15 protein-coding genes are annotated in these 19,290 nt (G+C 67.3%); 11 read left to right on the top strand and 4 right to left on the bottom strand.

The features are described from left to right. Window positions 1-10 precede the first annotated feature (10 nt). Complete coding sequence (locus EV560_RS20375; RefSeq protein ID WP_131857626.1) at window positions 11-2,965, top strand: bifunctional [glutamine synthetase] adenylyltransferase/[glutamine synthetase]-adenylyl-L-tyrosine phosphorylase; 2,955 nt, start codon at window positions 11-13, stop codon at window positions 2,963-2,965. A gap of 53 nt (window positions 2,966-3,018) precedes the next feature. Here the strand turns inward: EV560_RS20375 and EV560_RS20370 are convergent, their stop codons facing one another. From EV560_RS20370 to EV560_RS20355, 4 genes are all read right to left on the bottom strand, one after another. Then, entirely contained in the window at window positions 3,019-5,313 is a 2,295-nt protein-coding gene (locus EV560_RS20370; RefSeq protein ID WP_131857625.1) for a PAS domain-containing sensor histidine kinase, read from the bottom strand. A gap of 352 nt (window positions 5,314-5,665) precedes the next feature. Continuing rightward, window positions 5,666-8,311 carry an aminopeptidase N gene (gene pepN, locus EV560_RS20365; RefSeq protein ID WP_131857624.1) on the bottom strand — a complete coding sequence of 882 codons (2,646 nt, stop codon included), beginning with the start codon at window positions 8,309-8,311 and terminating at the stop codon, window positions 5,666-5,668. 107 nt (window positions 8,312-8,418) lie between these two features. Beyond that, window positions 8,419-8,682: a hypothetical protein gene (locus EV560_RS20360; RefSeq protein WP_131857623.1), complete on the bottom strand. Its 264-nt coding sequence runs from the start codon at window positions 8,680-8,682 to the stop codon at window positions 8,419-8,421. 167 nt (window positions 8,683-8,849) lie between these two features. After that, a complete protein-coding gene (locus EV560_RS20355; RefSeq protein WP_131857622.1) occupies window positions 8,850-10,292 on the bottom strand; it encodes a cation diffusion facilitator family transporter in 1,443 nt (480 codons plus the stop codon). A 161-nt stretch (window positions 10,293-10,453) separates the two neighbouring features. Between EV560_RS20355 and EV560_RS20350 the strand changes: the two genes are divergently transcribed. From EV560_RS20350 to EV560_RS20305, 10 genes are all read left to right on the top strand, one after another. Beyond that, a complete protein-coding gene (locus tag EV560_RS20350; protein WP_131857621.1) occupies window positions 10,454-10,897 on the top strand; it encodes a VOC family protein in 444 nt (147 codons plus the stop codon). 125 nt (window positions 10,898-11,022) lie between these two features. Beyond that, window positions 11,023-12,063: an aldose epimerase family protein gene (locus tag EV560_RS20345; protein WP_131857620.1), complete on the top strand. Its 1,041-nt coding sequence runs from the start codon at window positions 11,023-11,025 to the stop codon at window positions 12,061-12,063. A gap of 5 nt (window positions 12,064-12,068) precedes the next feature. Continuing rightward, window positions 12,069-12,962, top strand: coding sequence for a PfkB family carbohydrate kinase (locus EV560_RS20340; protein ID WP_131857619.1), 894 nt, complete (start codon window positions 12,069-12,071; stop codon window positions 12,960-12,962). 206 nt (window positions 12,963-13,168) lie between these two features. Continuing rightward, window positions 13,169-14,026 carry an urease accessory protein UreD gene (locus EV560_RS20335; protein ID WP_131857618.1) on the top strand — a complete coding sequence of 286 codons (858 nt, stop codon included), beginning with the start codon at window positions 13,169-13,171 and terminating at the stop codon, window positions 14,024-14,026. Between the two features lie 10 nt (window positions 14,027-14,036). Beyond that, window positions 14,037-14,378 carry a hypothetical protein gene (locus EV560_RS35845; protein WP_165923555.1) on the top strand — a complete coding sequence of 114 codons (342 nt, stop codon included), beginning with the start codon at window positions 14,037-14,039 and terminating at the stop codon, window positions 14,376-14,378. Continuing rightward, on the top strand, window positions 14,375-14,995 hold the full coding sequence (locus EV560_RS20325; RefSeq protein WP_131857617.1) for an urease subunit gamma: 621 nt from the start codon (window positions 14,375-14,377) through the stop codon (window positions 14,993-14,995). The genes EV560_RS35845 and EV560_RS20325 overlap by 4 nt, the downstream gene beginning before the upstream one ends. A 32-nt stretch (window positions 14,996-15,027) precedes the next feature. Then, a complete protein-coding gene (locus EV560_RS20320) occupies window positions 15,028-15,861 on the top strand; it encodes a DUF1003 domain-containing protein (RefSeq protein WP_131857616.1) in 834 nt (277 codons plus the stop codon). 41 nt (window positions 15,862-15,902) lie between these two features. Next, entirely contained in the window at window positions 15,903-17,639 is a 1,737-nt protein-coding gene (gene ureC / locus EV560_RS20315) for an urease subunit alpha (protein WP_131857615.1), read from the top strand. Between the two features lie 69 nt (window positions 17,640-17,708). After that, complete coding sequence (locus EV560_RS20310) at window positions 17,709-17,966, top strand: hypothetical protein (protein WP_131857614.1); 258 nt, start codon at window positions 17,709-17,711, stop codon at window positions 17,964-17,966. A gap of 181 nt (window positions 17,967-18,147) precedes the next feature. Further along, entirely contained in the window at window positions 18,148-19,188 is a 1,041-nt protein-coding gene (locus EV560_RS20305) for an ABC transporter substrate-binding protein (protein WP_211201135.1), read from the top strand. Window positions 19,189-19,290 lie beyond the last annotated feature (102 nt).

Genomic DNA, 19,290 nt, shown 5'->3' with positions numbered 1-19,290 from the left:
TGGAGCAGCGATGAACGGGCAGCTATGCGAGCTTTTCTCTTCCGCGCCCGTTCTGCCCGCCCGGGCGAGGGCGCAAACCCTGCTTGCGTGCGAGCTGATCGAGCGGCTGCATGATGAGGAAGCGGCCGCTAGGCTGAGCGCGCATTTCGCCGCCAATCCCAATTCGGCCGCGCTGGTCGCCGGCATTCTGGCGCATTCGCCCTTCCTGACGCAGATCATGCGCTTCGATCCGGCGGGCCTGCTCGCTGCGCTGACCTCGTCGCCGGAGGCGCGGCGGGATGCGCTCCTCACTGAGGTCGCGGCGCAGGGCGGGCCGGGTTGCGAGACCCCTGACCTGATGCGCGTTCTGCGGCGCTTCCGCCAGGCGATGGCGCTCCTGATCGCGCTCGCCGATATCGGCGGCGTCTGGGATGTCGAGGCCGTCACGGCCGCGCTCACCGCGACCGCCGACATCGCCGTGCGTCTCGCCGCCGACCACGCTTTGCGCCAGGCCGCCGATCTCGGCCGGATCACGCTCGCCAACCCGAACGATCCAGGCCCCGGCACCGGCCTGGTCGTGCTGGCGCTCGGCAAGCACGGCGCCGGCGAGCTGAACTATTCCTCCGATATCGACATCGTCGTCTTCTTCGATCCGGAAGCCGCCGAGGCGGCCGGCGTCGCCGAGCCCTCGAGCTTCTTCGTCAAGCTCACCCAGCAGATCGCCCGCATCATCCAGGAGCGCTCGCCGGACGGCTATGTCTTCCGCGTCGATCTGCGCCTGCGGCCCGATCCCGCCTCGACCCATGTCGCGGTCGCGCTGCCCTCGGCCTATTCCTATTACGAGACGGTCGGCCAGAACTGGGAACGGGCCGCGATGATCAAGGCGCGGCCGGTGGCGGGCGATATCGCGCTCGGCCACCGCTTCATCGCCGATCTCGCGCCCTTCATCTGGCGCAAATATTTCGACTTCGCCGCCATCGCCGACATCCACGCGATGAAGCGCCAGATCCAGACCGTGAAGGGCCATGAGACGGTCGCGGTCGCCGGCCACAACGTCAAGCTCGGGCGCGGCGGCATCCGCGAGATCGAGTTCTTCGTGCAGACGCAGCAGCTCGTCTTCGGCGGTCGGCGGCCGGCCCTGCGCGGTGCCCGCACGCTCGACATGCTGGCCGAACTCACCCATGAGGGCTGGATCACCGACACGGCCCGCGACGAGCTGGCCGAATCCTACCGCTTCCTGCGCACGATCGAGCATCGGCTGCAAATGCGGGCGGATGAGCAGACGCAGACCCTGCCGGCGCAGAAGGACGATCTCGAAGCCTTCTCCCGCTTCTGCGGCTATCCCTCGGCTGCCGCCTTCGGCAAGGCGCTGACCTTCCATGCGGGGCGTGTCGAAGGCCATTATGGCTTGCTCTTCGAGGAAGGGCCGAGCCTCGCCAGCGAAGCCGGCACGCTGAGCTTCACCGGCACGGAGCTCGATCCCGATACGCTGGAGACGCTCGCCAAGCTCGGCTTCCGCGATGCCAGGATGGCGGCCGAGACGGTGCGCGGCTGGCATTTCGGCCGCCGTGCCGCCGTCACCAGCCAGCGCGCCCGCGAGGTCCTGACCGAGCTGACGCCGGCGCTGCTCGTCGCGCTCGGCCGCACCGCCGATCCAGACGGCGCGCTCGCCCATCTCGACAATGCCTTCGTGCGCATGCCGGCCGTGGTCGAGCTGCTGACGCTGCTGCGGTCGCATGGCTCGCTGCTGACGCTCTTCGCCGAGATCCTCGGCAGCGCGCCGCGCCTGGCCAAGGTCGCGGCGCTCTATCCGCATGTGCTCGACGGGGTCATCGATCCCGCCTTCACCTCGGCCTCGCTCGATGCCGAGGCCGTGGCCGGGCGCGTCCGCGCCACGGTCGGCGCGCCGCCGCCGAGCGTCGAGGACGGGCTCGACCGCTTGCGCGATGCCGCCCGGCAGGAGAATTTCCTCGTCGGCGCCAGGCTGCTCTCGGGCGTCTATCCAGCCCAGCAGGCCGGGCAGGCCTATTGCGCCGTGGCCGAGGCCTGCCTGCGCGTCGCCTTCGCGGATACCAAGGCGGCCTTCGCCGCCGATCACGGGATCGTCGAGGGCGCGGAGATCGCCCTGCTCGGGCTCGGCCGCCTCGGGGCCGGCGAGCTGACGCCGTCTTCCGATCTCGACCTGATCCTGCTCTATGACCGGCCGGCCGAAGCCGAGGCCAGCAATGGCCGCAAGCCGCTCGATCCCGTGACCTGGCATGTGCGCTTCACCCAGCGCCTGGTCGCGGCGCTGACCGTGCCGACGCGGCGCGGCACGCTCTACCAGATCGACATGCGGCTGCGCCCCTCCGGCAACAAGAGCCCGGTCGCGACGCAATTCGCCGGTTTCGAGGCCTATCATGCCGGCGAGGCCGAGATCTGGGAGGAGATGGCGCTGACCCGCGCCCGCCCGATCGTCGGCGATGCCGCCCTGTCCCGGCGCGCCGAAGAGGCGATCCGCGCAATCCTGACCCGCAAGCGCAATCCGGCCAAGGTCGCGGCCGCCGTCTCCGAGATGCGGGCGCTGATCGCCAAGGAGAAGGGCGAGGCCGATCCCTGGGATCTGAAGCTCGCCGCCGGCGGGCTGACCGATCTCGATTTCCTCGCGCAGTTCCTGATCCTGGCCCATGCCGGCGACGAGCCGCAACTGCTCAGGCGCGATACCGGCTCGGTCCTTGCTGCCGCGGGTGCGGCCGGCCTGCTCTCGGCTGGCGATGCGGCGACGCTCGGCGAGGCGCATCGCCTGATCGGCGACGTCCAGCTCTGGCAGCGCTTCACGGTCGAGGATGGTTTCGATGTGAAGACCGTGCCGGAGCGGGTGCTGCGGCGCATCGCGACGGCGGTCGGCCGGCCGGATGCCAAGGTCCTGCAGGCCGAGCTGGACGAGACCCGCGCCGCGGTGCGCGCGATCTTCAAGCGCGTGCTGAGCAGCGCCAAGGCGGGCTAAAGGAACCAGCCGTCATTGCTTCGCTGCGCTCGCAATGACGCGGAAGGTAAGCCTCACGCCGCCTGGGCGATGCGCCCGGCGCCGCCATTGATCGGCAGATGCACCATCACGATCGTGCCGGCGCCCGAGGTCGAGCGCAGCCTGAGCGAGCCGCCATGCAGCTCGGTCAGCGAGCGGGCGATGGCGAGGCCGAGGCCCGAGCCGCCATGGCTGCGGATGAGATCGCCCTCGACCTGCTCGAAAGGCCGGCCGATCCGGTCGATCTTCTCCTTGGGAATGCCGATGCCGGTATCCTCGACATAGATGTTGAGCGCGTCGGGCACCTGGCGGGTGCGGATCGCGATCCGCCCGCCGGCAGGGGTGAACTTGACGGCGTTGTCGATGATGTTGCCGAGGATCTGGTAGAGCGCGTGCGGATCGGCTGTGAGGTGCAGATGCTTGGCGCCCTCGATGCTGAGCGAGAGCTGCTTGCGCTCGATCTCGACCTGCTGCTCGCGCACCGCCTCGGCGACGACGAGATCGAGCGAGACCTCCTCGGTCTCGAGCCGGCGCTTGCCCGATTCCAGGCGGGACATGTCGAGGATGTCGTCGATGACGCTGAGCAGGTTGCCGCCGCTGGCGCGGATATCGGCGACATATTCGAGATAGCGTTCGCCGAGCGCGCCGAAGAGCTGGTTCTGCATCATCTCGGAAAAGCCGAGGATGGCGTTGAGCGGCGTGCGCAGCTCATGGCTCATATTGGCGAGGAATTCGGACTTGGCGCGGTTGGCGCTTTCGGCCGCGGCCTTCTGCTCGAGATAGCGCTCGGCGAGATCGGCGAGTTGCTGCGCCTGCGCCTCCAGCTTCTGGCGCGAGGCCTTGAGATCGGTGACATTCATCAGGAGCTGGTGCTCGGACTGGGTCAGCCGCTCTTCCTGCTGTTTCAGCGTGGTGATGTCGGTTCCGACCGAGACCGAGCCGCCATCCTTGGTGCGGCGGCCATTGATCTGCAGCCAGCGCCCGTCGGAGAGGCGGGCCTCATAGGAGGAGGAGCCGGCCTCGCCGCGCGAATTGCGCGTCGGCTCGCGGTCGATATTCGGCTGGGCGCTGATCTGCATGATCTCGTCATGGGCAGTGCCCTGGCGCACCGACTCGGCCGGGAGCTGGTGGAGCTGCTGGTATTTGGCGTTGCAGAGCACGAGCCTGTTGTCGGCGTCCCAGAGCACGAAGGCTTCCGAGATCGCCTCGACCGCGTCGCGCAGGCGGGCGTCGGCGGTCGCCGTGCGCTCGGCCATGCGGCGCTGCTCGGAAATGTCGACGACGATGCCGACGAGGTGCTGCGATTGCGTGCGCCGGTCGCAGACCAGCTCGGCGCGGGCCTTGAGCCAGATCCAATTGCCGGACGCGTCGCGCACCCGGAATTCCTGGTCGAGATAATCGGCCTCGCCACGGCTGATCATGTCGGCCAGCGCATAGAGATCGGCATCGGCCGGATGGATGAAGGCGTTGACCTCGCCGAAGGACATGAAGTCGCCGGCGCGGTCATAGCCGAGCATCGCGTACATCGAATCCGACCAGTAGATCCGGCCCCGCGCCAGGTCCCAGTCCCAGAGGCCGCAATGGCCGCGGTTCAGCGCCGTGTCGATGCGCTCGCGCACGCAGTCGCAATCCTCGTCGGCGGCGCGCGCCCGCATCGATTGCAGCAGGAAGGCGATCGTGGTCGCGGCGAGCACCAGCCCGCCCGACGCGAAGAGCACCATCAGCGCCCGGCGCCGCTCCTGCCAGAGCGAGAGGGCGCGCGAGACCGGCTGCATCACCGCGACCTGGCCGAGCGGGGCGGCGAGGTTGCGCACGGTCGCAAACACCTCCGGGCCGCCAGGCAGGTTGATCTTCAGCACGCCGGCGCGGTCCCCGAACACGGTGAGCGGCTGGGTCTGGCCGAGGAAATCGACCAGGGAACGCTGGGTCTGGCCGATCACCGGCTCACTGGCGATGACATGGCCGCTGGCGTCGCTGACATGGACGATGCGGCCATGGGCGGCGAGGTGCCGGGAGGAAAGGGCGGCGAGGACGCCGTCCGGCGCCGCGTCGTTACGGGCCGCATTGTCGAGCTCGCGGGCGATGAGCGCGGCGACGAGATCGAGATCACCAGCCGCATCGGTCAGCGCGTCGTCGCGCATGGCCGAGCTCTGGATCATGGCGCCGGCGCTGAAGATGGCGAGGAAGACGATGACGAGCGCGGGGATGACCTTCCGGAAGGTCGGCTCGAATCGCTCGAACCGCTGATAAAGCGGATGCGTCAGCGACCGTGCGACACCCAGAATCGTGCCGGCGCGCAATGATGCGCCGGCTGCGTTGGCACGCGCCATGCCCGTCCCCCTTCGGAAATCAGTACCGTCAGTAAGATCGGGAGACGTGCCGCATCCCCTCGAATCACAGCCAGTTGAATCCGAGCGAATCGGTTTGTCTAGCCTTGAGTTGAATCAAGAGCGCAGAATTCGCCTGCAGGTTGCATGAATTAAGACAATGAATCCTGTGCGGGTAATAATTCGTTAACGAGATCGGGAAGGGGGCCCGGTTGTTTACGATTGCGGCGCAATCGGGAGCCTCCATCGTCATTGTGAGGAGCGAAGCGACGAAGCAATCCAGGGGGACGTGGAGCACTGCCCCCCTGGAGTGCTTCGCTTCGCTCGCAACGACGATGGAGCCGTCCGTGCTTGCTCAGGCCAGCGCGCGCTCGGCGATATCGGCGACATCGCGCGAGAGGTTGGGCGTGTTCGAGACCATGGCGAGCGCGCTCTGCGCCAGTGCCCGGCGCGAGGGCTCCAGCATCCGCCAGGTCCGGAACGAGCCGAGCAGGCGCGAGGCGACCTGCGGATTGGTCCGGTCGAGCGCGATCACGATATCGGCGACGAAATTGTAGCCGGCGCCGTCGGCCCGGTTGAACTGCGTCAGGTTGGCCGCGAAGCCGCCGATCAGCGCCCGCACCCGGTTGGGATTGCCGAGCGAGAAGGCGGGGTGGCGCATCAGTTCCTTCACCCGGTCGAGCGTGCCCGGCTCGGCGATCAGCGCCTGCGCCATCAGCCATTTGTCGAGCACCAGCGGCTCGTTGGCATAGCGTTCGGCGAAATGCGCGATCAGCTCCTCGCGCGCCGGGCCCGGGATCAGCGTCATCGCGGCGAGCGCCGCCAGCCGATCGGTCAGGTTGTCGGCCGTGGCGAACTGCAACTGGGCGAGCCGCATGCCTGGATCGGGATCGCCGATGGCGATGAGACCGAGCGACTCGTTGCGCAGCGCGCGCCGGCCCGCGGCGGCGGCATCGGGCGAATAGCGGCCCGAATCGGCCAGTGCCTCGCGCAGGCTCGTCAGCCGCGAGGTGAGCACACGGCCGATCTCGGCCGAAAGGCAGCGATGCGCCGCATGGATCTTCTCGGGATCGACATCCCGGCCGATCTCACGGGCGATATCGGCCGGGGCCGGCAGGCGCAGGACCTGTGCGGCGAAGGCCGGGTCGGCCGCCGCCTGCTCGCGCAGGAAGAGGTCGAGCACGGCTGCCAGCTCGCGCGCCTTGGCCGCGAGCGCGACCCGGTCGGTGGCGCCGCGTCCGGTCTCGACCAGCGCCCGCGTCGCCACGCTTTGCAGCGCCTGCCAGCGATTGAAGGAATCGCTGTCGGCCGAGAACAGCCTGAGCAGGTCGGCATCGCCGAGATCGAGCTCCAGCCGCGCCGGCGCCGAGAAACCGCGCAGCAGCGAGGGGATCGGCGGCTCGGCGACGTCGTTGAAGGTGATCGAGAGCGAAGGTTGGTCGAGCACCACGACGCCGTGGCCGGCATAGGCGTTCGAGCCGCTGTTCAGCGGCAGGTCGCCGCCCTTGCCGACGAGCCCGAGCGCGACCGGCAGCACGACCGGCTGCTTCTCGGGCTGGCCCGGTGTCGGCGGCGTGCTCTGGGCGAGATCGAGCGTATAGCTCCGCGCCGCCGCATCGTAGCGGCCCGAGGCCGTGATGGTCGGCGTGCCGGCCTGCTCGTACCAGCGGGCGAAATGGCCGAGGTCCTGGCCGGAGCTCTCGGCGAAGCAGGCCAGGAATTCCTCGATCGTCGCCGCCGTGCCGTCGCAGCGCTCGAAATAGAGCTCCATGCCGCGCTCGAAGGCGTCCTCGCCGATCAGCACCTTGAGCATGCGGATTACCTCCGCGCCCTTCTCATAGACCGTCGGCGTGTAGAAGTTGTTGATTTCCTTGTAGGCGCGCGGCCTGACCGGGTGGGCGAGGGGGCCCGCATCCTCGGTGAACTGCGTCGCCCTCAGCGTGCGCACATCGGCGATGCGCTTGACCGGGCGCGAGCGCTCGTCGGAGGAGAATTCCTGGTCGCGGAAGACGGTGAGGCCCTCCTTCAGGCAGAGCTGGAACCAGTCGCGGCAGGTGATCCGGTTGCCGGTCCAGTTGTGGAAATACTCATGCGCGATGATCGCCTCGATCGAGGCGTAGTCGCCGTCCGTGGCGGTCTGCGGATCGGCCAGCACATATTTGTCGTTGAAGATGTTGAGACCCTTGTTCTCCATCGCGCCCATGTTGAAATCCGACACGGCGACGACGTTGAACACGTCGAGATCGTAATTGCGGCCGAAGACGCGCTCGTCCCAGCGCATGCAGCGCACCAGCGAGTCGAGCGCCCAGCCGGCACGGCCCGCCTTGCCCGGCTCGACATAGACGGCGAGCTCGACCTTGTGGCCCTCGGCGGTGACGTAATCCTCGCGGACATGGTCGAGCGCGCCGCCGACCAGCGCGAAGAGATAGGCGGGCTTGGGATGCGGGTCGTGCCAGACGGCGAAATGGCGGTCGCCGCCGAGGACATCGCCGGTCGCGACCCGGTTGCCATTGGAGAGCAGCACCGGCGCTTCCGCCTTCTTCGCCTCCAGGCGGACAGTATAGACCGACATCACGTCCGGCCGGTCGAGGAAATAGGTGATGCGCCGGAAGCCTTCGGCCTCGCATTGCGTGCAATAGGCGTTGGAGGAGCGGTAGAGCCCCATCAGCTTGGTATTGGCCGACGGGTTGACCTGGGTCTCGACCGTGAGCGTGAAGGCGCGCTGCGGCGGCGCATGGATGGTCAGGCCTTGCGGCGAGACCGAGTAGGCCTCTTCGCCGAGCGGGGCGCCGTCGAGCTTCAGGGCCACGAAGGCGAGCTCGTCGCCGTCGAGCACGAGCGGGGCGCCGGCCTGGCCGGCGGGATTGGGCCGCAGCCCGAGCAGGCTGCGCACACGCGTCTCGCGCGGGTCGAGCGCGATATCGAGATCGACCGTGTCGATCAGCCAGTCGGAGGGACGGTAATCCTCGAGGCGGATCAGGGGAGCGTCTTCGGCGCGCATGGAAAACCCTGGCGGAGTTACTATTGAGCTTCGTCTGTAGCCCGATAGTGCCGCCACTGAAAACCCATGCGCGCCGTACCGGCTCTCGCGGAGCCGGCCTTGTCGGCTCAACGCCAGCCGGCTTCCTTGTCGCACGCGGCGCGCGCCTGCGGGTTGGCCTTTTCCCACTGGGTAATGGTGCGGGTCTCGTTATTGTCCATCTTGTTGTTCATGCAGGTGCAGTACTTGCGGACCACGGCATCCGCGGCGCCGCCGGCATTGTCGACCATGCACTGGCCGATCCACTTGGTGTCGTCGGCGCTCTGCGCCGAAGCGGCCTGGGCGGCGAGTAGGGCGAAGGCGACAGCGGTCGCCGAAAGAAGAATCTTCATGGCTAGGTCCTTGTTCAAGCGCGGCTTTCCGAGCGAAGCCGGCGGCGGCGCAAGCTCTCAGCGCAATGTGGAGGCGTCGCGCACCGGCCGTGAATGGCCATCGACAAGAATGGGTATGCCCAGGAGGCTGTCGCTGATTGTTACGATTCCGCGACTTCGTCGGCCTGCTATGATTCCGCGATTTCGTCGGCATGGGCCGGCTCGGCATGGCTGACCAGCCGGCAGACCTGCGGCCGCGCCGCACGGACGGCGCGCTCGATCGCGTCGACCGCATCATGGACCGAGGCGACGTTGAGCGCCGGGTCGACGCGGCAATGGTAGTTCACGACCAGCCCGTTCACGGTCTGGCGCACGCGCACGCTATGCACGTCATGGATCAGACCGCCCAGCCTCGCCGCCTCGCTGGCGATCGCCTTGCCGATATCCTCCACCGTCTCCCAGGGCGCGTTATGGCCGGCGGGCGTGCCGCTTTCCATCGGCTCGATATGGGTCTCGACCTCGGTCTCGCCGCCGAATTCCGCCCGGATCGCCGCTTCCAGCCGCGTCGCGATCTCATGCGCCTCGCCGAGCGGCAGCCGCGCATCGACCTCCATGTCGAGGCTGACCGAGAGCCGACCGCCGATTGTGTGGACGGTGACATGGTGGACCGGGATCCGGAGCTTGAGCGCGATCAGCAGCACGCGTTCCAGCGCCGTCTCGTCATCGACCTGGATCGGGTTGGCGGCGACGGTGATCGTGGCGCCCGGCTCGGCCTGGCGCATGGCGTCGATCAAGGTCTCCTTGATCGCGGCGACGCGCTCGAGCGGCAAGGTGCGCGAGACCCGGATGCCGATCTCGCCATGGACCTGTCCGCCGGCCGGGCGGACTTTCAGCCAATCGACCGCGACGACGCCCGGCACGGCCGCGGCGATCTCGCGCAGCCGCTCGCTCAGCCCGCGCGGAGCGGCGTCGAGCAGCGTGTCGAGCGTGCGGCGCCCGAGCTTGAAGGCGCAATAGGCCATATAGGCGGCGATAGCGAAGGCGGCGATCGTGTCGGCCCGCTCGAAGCCCGCCCAGGCGCCGATCAGGCCGGCGAGCACCAGGGTCGAGCCGACGAAATCGGCCGAGAAATGCGTCGCTTCCGCCGCCATCGCCTCGCTGCCGGTGCGCTTGGCGACCTTGTGCAGCGACCACCAGCGAGCGGCATCGACCACCATCGAGAACAGGATCACGCCGATCACGACCGGCGTCACCGCGACCTGGGAGAGGGAGCCGCTCCACAGCCGGCTGACCGCCTCCCAGAGGATCGCGCCGGCGAGCGTGAACAGGATCGCAGTCTCGACCAGCGCTGCCAGCGCCTCGAGCTTGCCATGGCCGTAATGATGCTCGTCATCGGCCGGCTTGTCGGCGGCGCGCACGGCGAACCAGGTGAACATGGTCGAGCCGATATCGATCAGCCCCTGCAAGGCGTCGGTGAGCAGCGCGAGCGAGCCCGACATCACCGCCGCGACCGCCTTGGCGGCTGTGAGCAGCAGCGTCGCGATCACCGAGAGCGTGGCGGCGCGCTGCTTGATGCCGGATATCTCCGCGGCATCGAGGCGAGCCGGCCCCGTGTCTTGCGTTTTCGTCATGGCCTGTCTCGTTATGGCCTCTGGAGCGGGAGGCCCAAAACTGGATACCCGTACTCGGGCGAGATCATGCCCGGGTCGGCGGTTGGATAGCTGTCATCCGTCTCTGGAACATGAAGCCTCTCGCCCGATTTTGCGGCGAGATCAACCTGAGGAGCCCGAACATGCGTTATCTCCACACCATGGTGCGCGTCACCGACCTCGACCAGGCGCTCGATTTCTACGTCAACAAATTCGGGCTCGTCGAAACCCGCCGCATCGAGAACGAGAAGGGCCGCTACACCCTCGTCTTCCTCGCCGCCCCCGATGATGCCACCGAGGCCAAGGGTGCGCGCGGCCGCCCGACACTCGAGCTCACCTATAACTGGGATCCGGAGGCCTATACCGGTGGGCGCAATTTCGGCCATCTCGCCTATGAGGTCGACGACATCTACGCGACCTGCGACAAGCTGATGAAGGCCGGCGTCACCATCAACCGCCCGCCGCGAGACGGCAACATGGCCTTCGTCCGCTCGCCCGACAACATCTCGATCGAGATCCTGCAGAAGGGCGATCCCAAGCCGGCGGCCGAGCCCTGGGCCAGCATGCAGAACACCGGCGCGTGGTGAGGCGGTCGCCCGCTCTTCCTGTTCGCGAAAGGCCGTGAAATAGTTTGCCGGAGACTCAACAGACAGGCGGCCGGTGCGCCGCCTGTCTGCGGACAGGGCCGGCACGATCAGGTGAGCGGGGCGATATGACCAAGACCATTTTCGGCACGCTGGCCGATGGAACGCCCGTCCACGAGGTCGTGCTGCGCTCGGCCGCCGGGGCCGAGGCGCGCATCATCGAATGGGGCGCCGTGGTGCGCGATCTCGTCGTGCCGCATGCTGGCGGCCGGCAGCGCGTCGTGCTCGGCTTCCCACGGCTGGAGGATTATCCCGCCCATTCGCCCCATGCCGGCACGATCGCGGGTCGCTTCGCCAACCGCATCGCCGGCGGTCGCTTCACGCTCGACGGCAAGACCTATCAGATGCCGCTCAACCAGGACGGCAAGCACACCTTGCACAGCGGCGCCAACGGCTTCGGCAAGCGGCCCTGGACCTTCATCCATCATGACGAGGCGAGCGTGACGCTGGCACTGGTTTCGCCCGATGGCGATGCCGGCCTGCCGGGCACGGTCAACGTCTTCTGCCGCTACAGCCTGGTCGGCCTGACCCTGCGGGTCGAGCTCGGCGCGACCACGGATGCGCCGACGATCGTCAATCTCGCCCATCACTCCTATTTCAAGCTCGACGACGGCGCCGACATCCTCGATCACGAGTTCGAAATCCGCGCCAACCTGATGACGCCTGTGGATGCCGACCTGATCCCGGACGGCTCGGTCGTCAGCGTTTCCGGCACGCCCTATGATTTCCGCAAGCCGCGACCGATCCGCTTCGTCAAGCCCGATGGCGGGCTGTTCTGGTACGACAACAACTTCATCCTGCGCCGTGACCGCAGCGAGCCGAGCGCGGCGCCCGGGCTGGCGATCGCCCACGCGGCGACGCTGCGCTCGCTCCGCAACGGCCTCGCCATGCAGGTCTGGACCACGGAGCCCGCCCTGCAGGCCTATGACGGCAGCCGGATCAGCACGCCGGTGCCCGGCCTCGATGGTCAGCCCTACGGCGCCAATGCCGGCATCGCGCTCGAGCCGCAGCATGTGCCGGATTCGCCCAACCTGCCGCATTTCCCCTCGACCGTGCTGCGTCCGGGCGAGGTCTATCGCCAGGTCAGCGAATATCGCTTCGGCGCTTGAACCAAATGGCAGGCGTTTTCTGTCTGGGCATCGCGACGCTGGACTATGTCTACAGCGTCGAGCACCTGCCGACCCGCGGCGAGAAATATCGCGCCCGGGATCTCGCCCTGAGCGGTGGCGGCTGCGCCGGCACGGCATCGGCGGCGATCGCGCGGCTCGGCGGCACGAGCTGGATCGCGACCAGGCTCGGCGACGATGTCACGGGTGACCGCATCGTCGCGGATCTCGCGGCCGACGGGGTCGATACCCGCTTCGCCCATCGCTTCACCGGTCTGCGCTCCCCGGTTTCGTCGATCCTGGTCGACGCGGCAGGCGAGCGGCAGGTCGTATCCTTCACCGACGCGGCCACGCCGACGGCGCCCGATTGGCTTCCGGCGCAGCTGCCGGCCGGGACGGGCGCCGTCCTCGCCGATATCCGCTGGGCCGAGGGCACGCTCGCCGCGCTCCGCCTGGCGCGCGAGGCCGGGCTGCCCTCCGTCCTCGATGGCGACCGGCCGCCGCCCCATCCCGACATCATTCCCAATACCAGCCATGTCGCGCTGAGCGCGCAGGCCCTGCGCGAGCTGATGGGGGACGACAATCCGCACGAGGCGCTGGCGCGGCTGGCCGCCGGCAAGCCGAACTGGTTCGCCGTCACGCTCGGCCGGGACGGCGTTCTCTTCACGGAAAACGGCGTGCTCGCGCATCTCCCGTCCTTCGAGATCGAGCCCGTCGATACGCTGGGCGCCGGCGATGTCTGGCATGGCGCCTTCGCGCTCGCCCTGGCCGAAGGCAAGACCGAGCGCGAGGCGATCCGTTTCGCCTCGGCCACGGCCGCGATCAAATGCCTGCATTTCGGTGGCCGCAATGGCACGCCTCGCCGCGATGAGGTCGAGCGCTTCCTCTCCGAGCGCGGCTGAGGCTGGAGCATTTTCGCACTTCTCCGAAAATTCTCTATCCCTTTGTTTTGACGCATTTTCTTCACGCGAACTGGTGCCCGCTTCGCTCGACGATGCTCTGGCAGAGGCAGTGTCTGCCTCAAATTTGGGCAGGCCTGGGGGCTGAACCCCTTGCCCGGCAAATCGCTGCGCGGAAGATTGGCGCATCCGATCGTTCGAGCCCTCTGATGTTCGCGCCGCCCATTCCGGCCTCCGCCGATCCGCTCCTGCCGGCCTATGTCCGGGCCGATGGCGGCGTGCGGCTGCGCTTCGGCAAGGTCGGCGGCGTGACGCGGCGGCTCGAGCTTGCCGAAACCGGCGGCTACCGCGCCCGTTTCCCGACGACATTCGACGAGACCTGCGAGGCCGTGCTGATCAATACGGGTGGCGGCATGGCCGGTGGCGACGCCATGCGCGTCTCGGCCGTGGTCGAGGCGGGCGCCGATGCCGTGATCACCACACAGGCGGCCGAGAAAATCTATCGCAGCCAGGGCAGCGACACGCGCGTCGAGACGGCGCTTTCGGTCGGCGCCGGCGCGAGCCTCGCCTGGCTGCCGCAGGAGAGCATCCTGTTCTCGGGCGCCCGGCTCGCACGCAATCTCAGCATCGATCTCGCGGCCGAGTCCCGGCTCGTCGCCTGCGAATCCGTCTATTTCGGCCGCAGCGCCATGGGCGAGGCCATGGTTCGCGGCGCGCTGCGCGATCGCTGGCGCATCCGGCGCGAGGGCAGGCTGGTCTTCGCCGAGGATCTGCGCCTTGACGGCGCCATCGAGGCGACGCTGGCCCGCCCGGCCATCGCCGCCGGCGCCCGCGCCATCGCGACCGTGATCGCGGCGGGGCCGGACCATCTGTCGCAGCGCGACGAAATCCGGGCGCTTCTCGCCGAAAGCCCCGATTTCACCGGGGTCGAGGCCGGCGCCGGCATCGCCTCCGGCCTGCTCGTGATCCGCCTGCTCTCCACCGACGCGGGGGCGCTCCGTCGCGCCCTCGTCATGCTGCTTCGGCATGTGACGAAACGTGCGCTGCCGCGCACGTGGTCAACTTGAGGAGAGCATCATGCTGGCGATCCATGGGCTGAAATGCATCTACGACACCGGCGCTCGGGGCTGGGCGATGGAGCTGACTCTCGGCGGTGAAGGCGAGAACGCCGTTCGCCGTTTCGATATCGACGGCCCGGAAGATGCGGAAATGCTGATCGAAGCCTTCGAGGATTCGAGCGTGAGCACCTTCGATCCCGCCACCGGCGAGATCATCTTCGCCTACGAATATGCCGATCTCGAGGATGAAGACGAGGTCGAGGACGAAGACGAAGGCGACGAGGAAGAGGACGAGGACGGCGACGAGGTCGAGACCTCCGACGACGAGTCCGACGAGGACGAAGAGAAGGCCAAGGCATGAATCTGACGCCGCGCGAAAAGGACAAGCTGCTCGTCGCCATGGCAGCCATGGTGGCACGGCGGAGGCTGGAGCGCGGCGTCAAGCTCAACTATCCCGAAGCCGTCGCGCTCATCACCGATTTCGTGGTCGAGGGCGCGCGCGACGGCAGGTCGGTCGCCGAGCTGATGGAAGCCGGCGCCCATGTCATCTCGGCCGACCAGGTCATGGACGGCATCGCCGAGCTGATCCACGACGTCCAGGTCGAGGCGACCTTTCCCGACGGCACCAAGCTCGTCACCGTGCATGAGCCGATCCGCGGCTCGGCCGGGCGCCTGAAGCCTGGCGAGGTCACGACCCTGCCGGGCGACCTCATCCTGAACGAAGGCCGCGAGAGCCTGACGCTCAGCGTCGCCAATACCGGCGACAGGCCGATCCAGATCGGCTCGCATTACCATTTCTTCGAGGCCAATCCGGCGCTCGCCTTCGAGCGCGAGAAGGCGAGGGGCTTCCGCCTCGACATCCCGGCCGGCACCGCGGTGCGCTTCGAGCCTGGCCAGTCGCGCGAGGTCAGGCTGGTCGCGCTCGCCGGCAAGCGCGAGGTCTATGGCTTCCGGCAGGAGGTCATGGGTAAGCTGTAGGCGCAACCAACAGCGCGCTACAGGAACAGCTCATGACGGAGATCGCGACGGAGCCGCCGCACCATCCCGGCGAAGGCAACGGCAAGAAGCGGGGCGTCTGCGCCATCACCGGCCTCGAGACGAGCCGCAAGAACCTCGTGCCGCTGGAGGCTCTCCGGCCATCGCTCGCCGAGCGCATCCTCGCCGATTTTCCGCAGCTCAACGAGCACAGCCTGATCAGCAAGACCGAGCTGGCGCGCTACCGCACGCGTTATGTCGAGGAGATCCTGCGCGAGGAGCACGGTGAATATTCACAGCTCGACCGCGAGGTCGTCGAGAGCATCGCCAAGCAGGATACGATCTCGGCCAATGTCGAGGATGATTTCGACGAGGCGCGCACCCTTGGCGAGCGGCTTTCCGACGGTCTTGCCTCGTTCGGCGGCTCCTGGGCCTTCCTGATCAGCTTCGGCTGCGTGATCTCGGTCTGGATGGCGGTCAACGTGTTCCAGGGCGCCGGCGCCTTCGATGCTTATCCCTTCATCCTGCTCAATCTCGTGCTCTCCTGTGTCGCCGCCATCCAGGCGCCGATCATCATGATGAGCCAGAAGCGCCAGGAGCATAAGGACCGGCTTCGTTCGTCCAACGACTACCAGGTCAATCTCAAGGCCGAGCTCGAGATCCGGCATTTGCACGAGAAGATCGATCACCTCATCACCAAGCAGTGGCAGCGCCTCGCCGAGATCCAGCAAGTCCAGCTCGAAATGCTGCAGGAGACGCAGCGGGACACCGCAAGGCGCCTGGCCAAGGCCGTCGCCGCCGGAAAGCCGTCCACGAAGAAGCTTCGCAAGCCCAAGGCCGAGGGCACGCCGCCGCCCGCTTCGGCCTGAGAATTGCCAGAGCCTGAAACGCTCAGACCAGGGAACCCTCCATGCCCTTCGCCTTTCCGCGCAATGCCTATGCCGCGATGTTCGGCCCGACCACCGGGGACACGGTGCGCCTCGGCGACACAGATCTCGTCATCAAGGTCGAGAAGGACTTCACGACCTATGGCGAGGAGGTGAAGTTCGGCGGCGGCAAGGTCATTCGCGACGGCATGGGCCAGAGCCAGGTCACCAACGCGGCCGGCGCGGTCGACACCGTCATCACCAACGCGCTGATCCTCGACCATTGGGGTATCGTGAAAGCCGATATCGGCATCAGGGCCGGCCGCATCTGCGCCATCGGCAAGGCCGGCAACCCGGACATCCAGGACGGCTTCGGCAATTTCGATCCCACGGAGACGATCATCGTCGGCCCGGGCACCGAGGTCATCGCCGGCGAGGGCAAGATCATCACCGCCGGCGGCTTCGACAGCCATATCCACTATATCTGCCCGCAGCAGATCGAGGACGCGCTGATGGGCGGCCTCACCACCATGCTGGGCGGCGGCACCGGCCCGGCCCATGGCACGCTGGCGACGACCTGCACGCCCGGCCCCTGGCATCTCGGCCAGATGATCAAGGCGGCCGACGCCTTCCCGATGAACCTCGCCTTCGCGGGCAAGGGCAACGCGGCGCTGCCGGGTGCGCTGACGGAAATGATCGAGGCCGGCGCCTGCGCGCTCAAGCTGCATGAGGACTGGGGCACGACCCCGGGCGCGATCGACAATTGCCTTTCGGTCGCCGACGAATACGACATCCAGGTGATGATCCATACCGACACGCTGAACGAGTCGGGCTTCGTCGAGGACACGATCAAGGCTTTCAAGAACCGCACGATCCACGCCTTCCACACGGAAGGGGCAGGTGGCGGCCATGCGCCTGACATCATGAAAGTGGCGGGGCTGCCGAACGTGCTGCCCTCTTCGACCAACCCGACCCGGCCGTTCACGGTCAACACGCTCGACGAGCACCTGGACATGCTGATGGTCTGCCATCACCTGTCGCCGTCGATCCCGGAGGACCTTGCCTTCGCCGAGAGCCGCATCCGCAAGGAGACGATCGCGGCCGAGGACATCCTGCACGATATCGGCGCGCTCTCGATGATGTCCTCGGATTCGCAGGCGATGGGGCGTGTCGGCGAGGTCGTCACCCGCACCTGGCAGACCGCGCACAAGATGAAGGTCCAGCGCGGCCCGCTGGCGGAGGATACCGGCACCGGCGCCGACAATTTCCGCGCCAGGCGCTATGTCGCGAAATACACGATCAACCCGGCGATCTCGCACGGCATCTCCCGCCATATCGGCTCGATCGAGATCGGCAAGCTCGCCGATCTGGTGATCTGGTCGCCGGCCTTCTTCGGCGCCAAGCCCGACCTCGTCATCAAGGGCGGCTCGATCGCGGCGGCCCCGATGGGCGACCCGAACGCCTCGATCCCGACGCCGCAACCGGTGCATTACCGGCCGATGTTCGGCGCCTTCGGCAAGGCCGTGACCTCGACCTCGCTGGTCTTCGTCTCGCAGGCAGCCATGGCCAACGGGCTCAAGTCGCGCCTCGGCACCGACAAGGAAATGGTCGCGGTCGAGAACACGCGCGGCGGCATCTCGAAGAAGAGCATGATCCACAACGACGCCACGCCGGATATCCGGATCGACCCCGAGACCTATGCCGTGGTGGCCGATGGCGAGCTGCTGGTCTGCGAGCCGGCGAAGGAGCTGCCGTTGGCGCAGCGCTATTTCCTGTTCTGAACCGTTCGGCGCAATCGGAACCTCGACGCCAGGCTTCACGTTTTCTCCCATCACGTCAGGGAGGTAGACATGGCCAAAGCCAAGGATGTCGGCCCCAAGGGCCAGCGGCCCGAAGCGCTCGCGACATTTGCCGCCAGCGCCCGCAATGACGGCCGCAAGCCGGAGCGGATCGGGCTCGAGGCGACGCCGGACACCAAGCCGCTGAAGACGTCGCCAGAGAAGAAGCAGGACGCCGCGACCAAGGTCCTGCGCGAGGGCGTCCTGGGCAAGGATCAGGGCGCGGACGCTGCGATCGACAAGCTTCCCGACCGCACGCGGCGGCACTGAATCCTGCGGCGGCGCTAAAGCATTTTCGAGCGAGGCGGACACCGGTTCGCGTGAAGAAAATGTGTCTATACAAAGAGATAGAGCGCTTTCGCGCTTCGGAGAAACGCGCTCCGGCGATTGACATGCGATCGCCATGACATTCTTGTGACGGCTAAATAAAAGCCGTTCCCGGGAGGATGTCGTGGTTGCACTTCGTTCCGTCGCGCTCGCAGGCGTGCTTTTCTCCGTCTCTGCCGTGCCGGCCTTCGCGCAAGGCCAAGCTACAGTGGGCCAAGTCACGGTCTATTGCTCGATCCTCGAAGAGCAGTGCCGGGAAGGCGCGAGCATGTTCGAGCGCGCCACCGGCATCAAGGTCTCGATGGTGCGCAAGAGCACCGGCGAGGTCTATGCGCAGGTCAAGGCGGAGGCTTCCAATCCTCGCGGCGACATCTGGTGGGGCGGCCCGGGCGAGCCCCATCTTCAGGCCGCGGATGAGGGCCTGCTCGACGAGTACAAGTCGCCGCGTCTGGCCGAACTGCATGACTGGGCCCAGCGTCACGCCGAGCAGTCGAAGTTCCGCACGGCCGGCATCTATCTCGGTGCGCTGGGCATCGGCTATAACACCGAGCTCCTGAAGAAGAAGGGTATGCCCGAGCCCAAATGCTGGGCCGACCTACTCGATACGAAGTTCCGGGACGAGATCCAGATCGCCGATCCCAGCTCGTCCGGCACCGCCTATCTCTTCCTTGCCACGACGGTCCAGCGGCTCGGCGAGGACAAGGGCTTCGACTACCTCAAGGCGCTGCACAAGAACATCAACCAGTACACCAAGTCCGGCATCGCGCCGGTCAAGGCGACGGCGCTCGGCGAGACCACGGTCGGCATTGCCTTCATGCACGACATGCTGACGCAGATCCTGCAGGGCGCGCCGATCAAGACGCTCGCTCCCTGTGAGGGCACGGGCTACGAGACCGGCTCGGTCTCGATCATCAAGGGCGGCAAGAACCCGGAGGCCGCCCGCAAGTTCCTCGACTTCACGCTCTCGCCCGAAGCGCAGAACATCAACGCCAAGCTCAAGATCAACTCGATTCCGTCGAACAGGAATGCCGAGCTCTCGCCGGATGCGCCGAAATTCTCGGAGATCAAGCTGATCGACTACGACACGCCGCGCTGGGGCACCCCGGCCGAGCGCTCAAGGCTGCTGAAGAAGTTCGATACCGAGGTAAAGGCATTGCCGCGCTGAGCAGCGGCCGCTTTGCCTTCGACAGCCGCCTGCCAAATGCTCAGCCAAGGCGTGCATCCATTCGGTCTCCTCGTGCGTATCTGGCTGGGGCGTCCCGCCCCG

Source organism: Allobosea sp. BK604, assembly GCF_004341515.1.
Lineage (GTDB): Bacteria > Pseudomonadota > Alphaproteobacteria > Rhizobiales > Beijerinckiaceae > Allobosea.
Note: the sequence above shows the minus strand (reverse complement) of the source record. Positions and strands in the feature narration are given on the sequence as shown.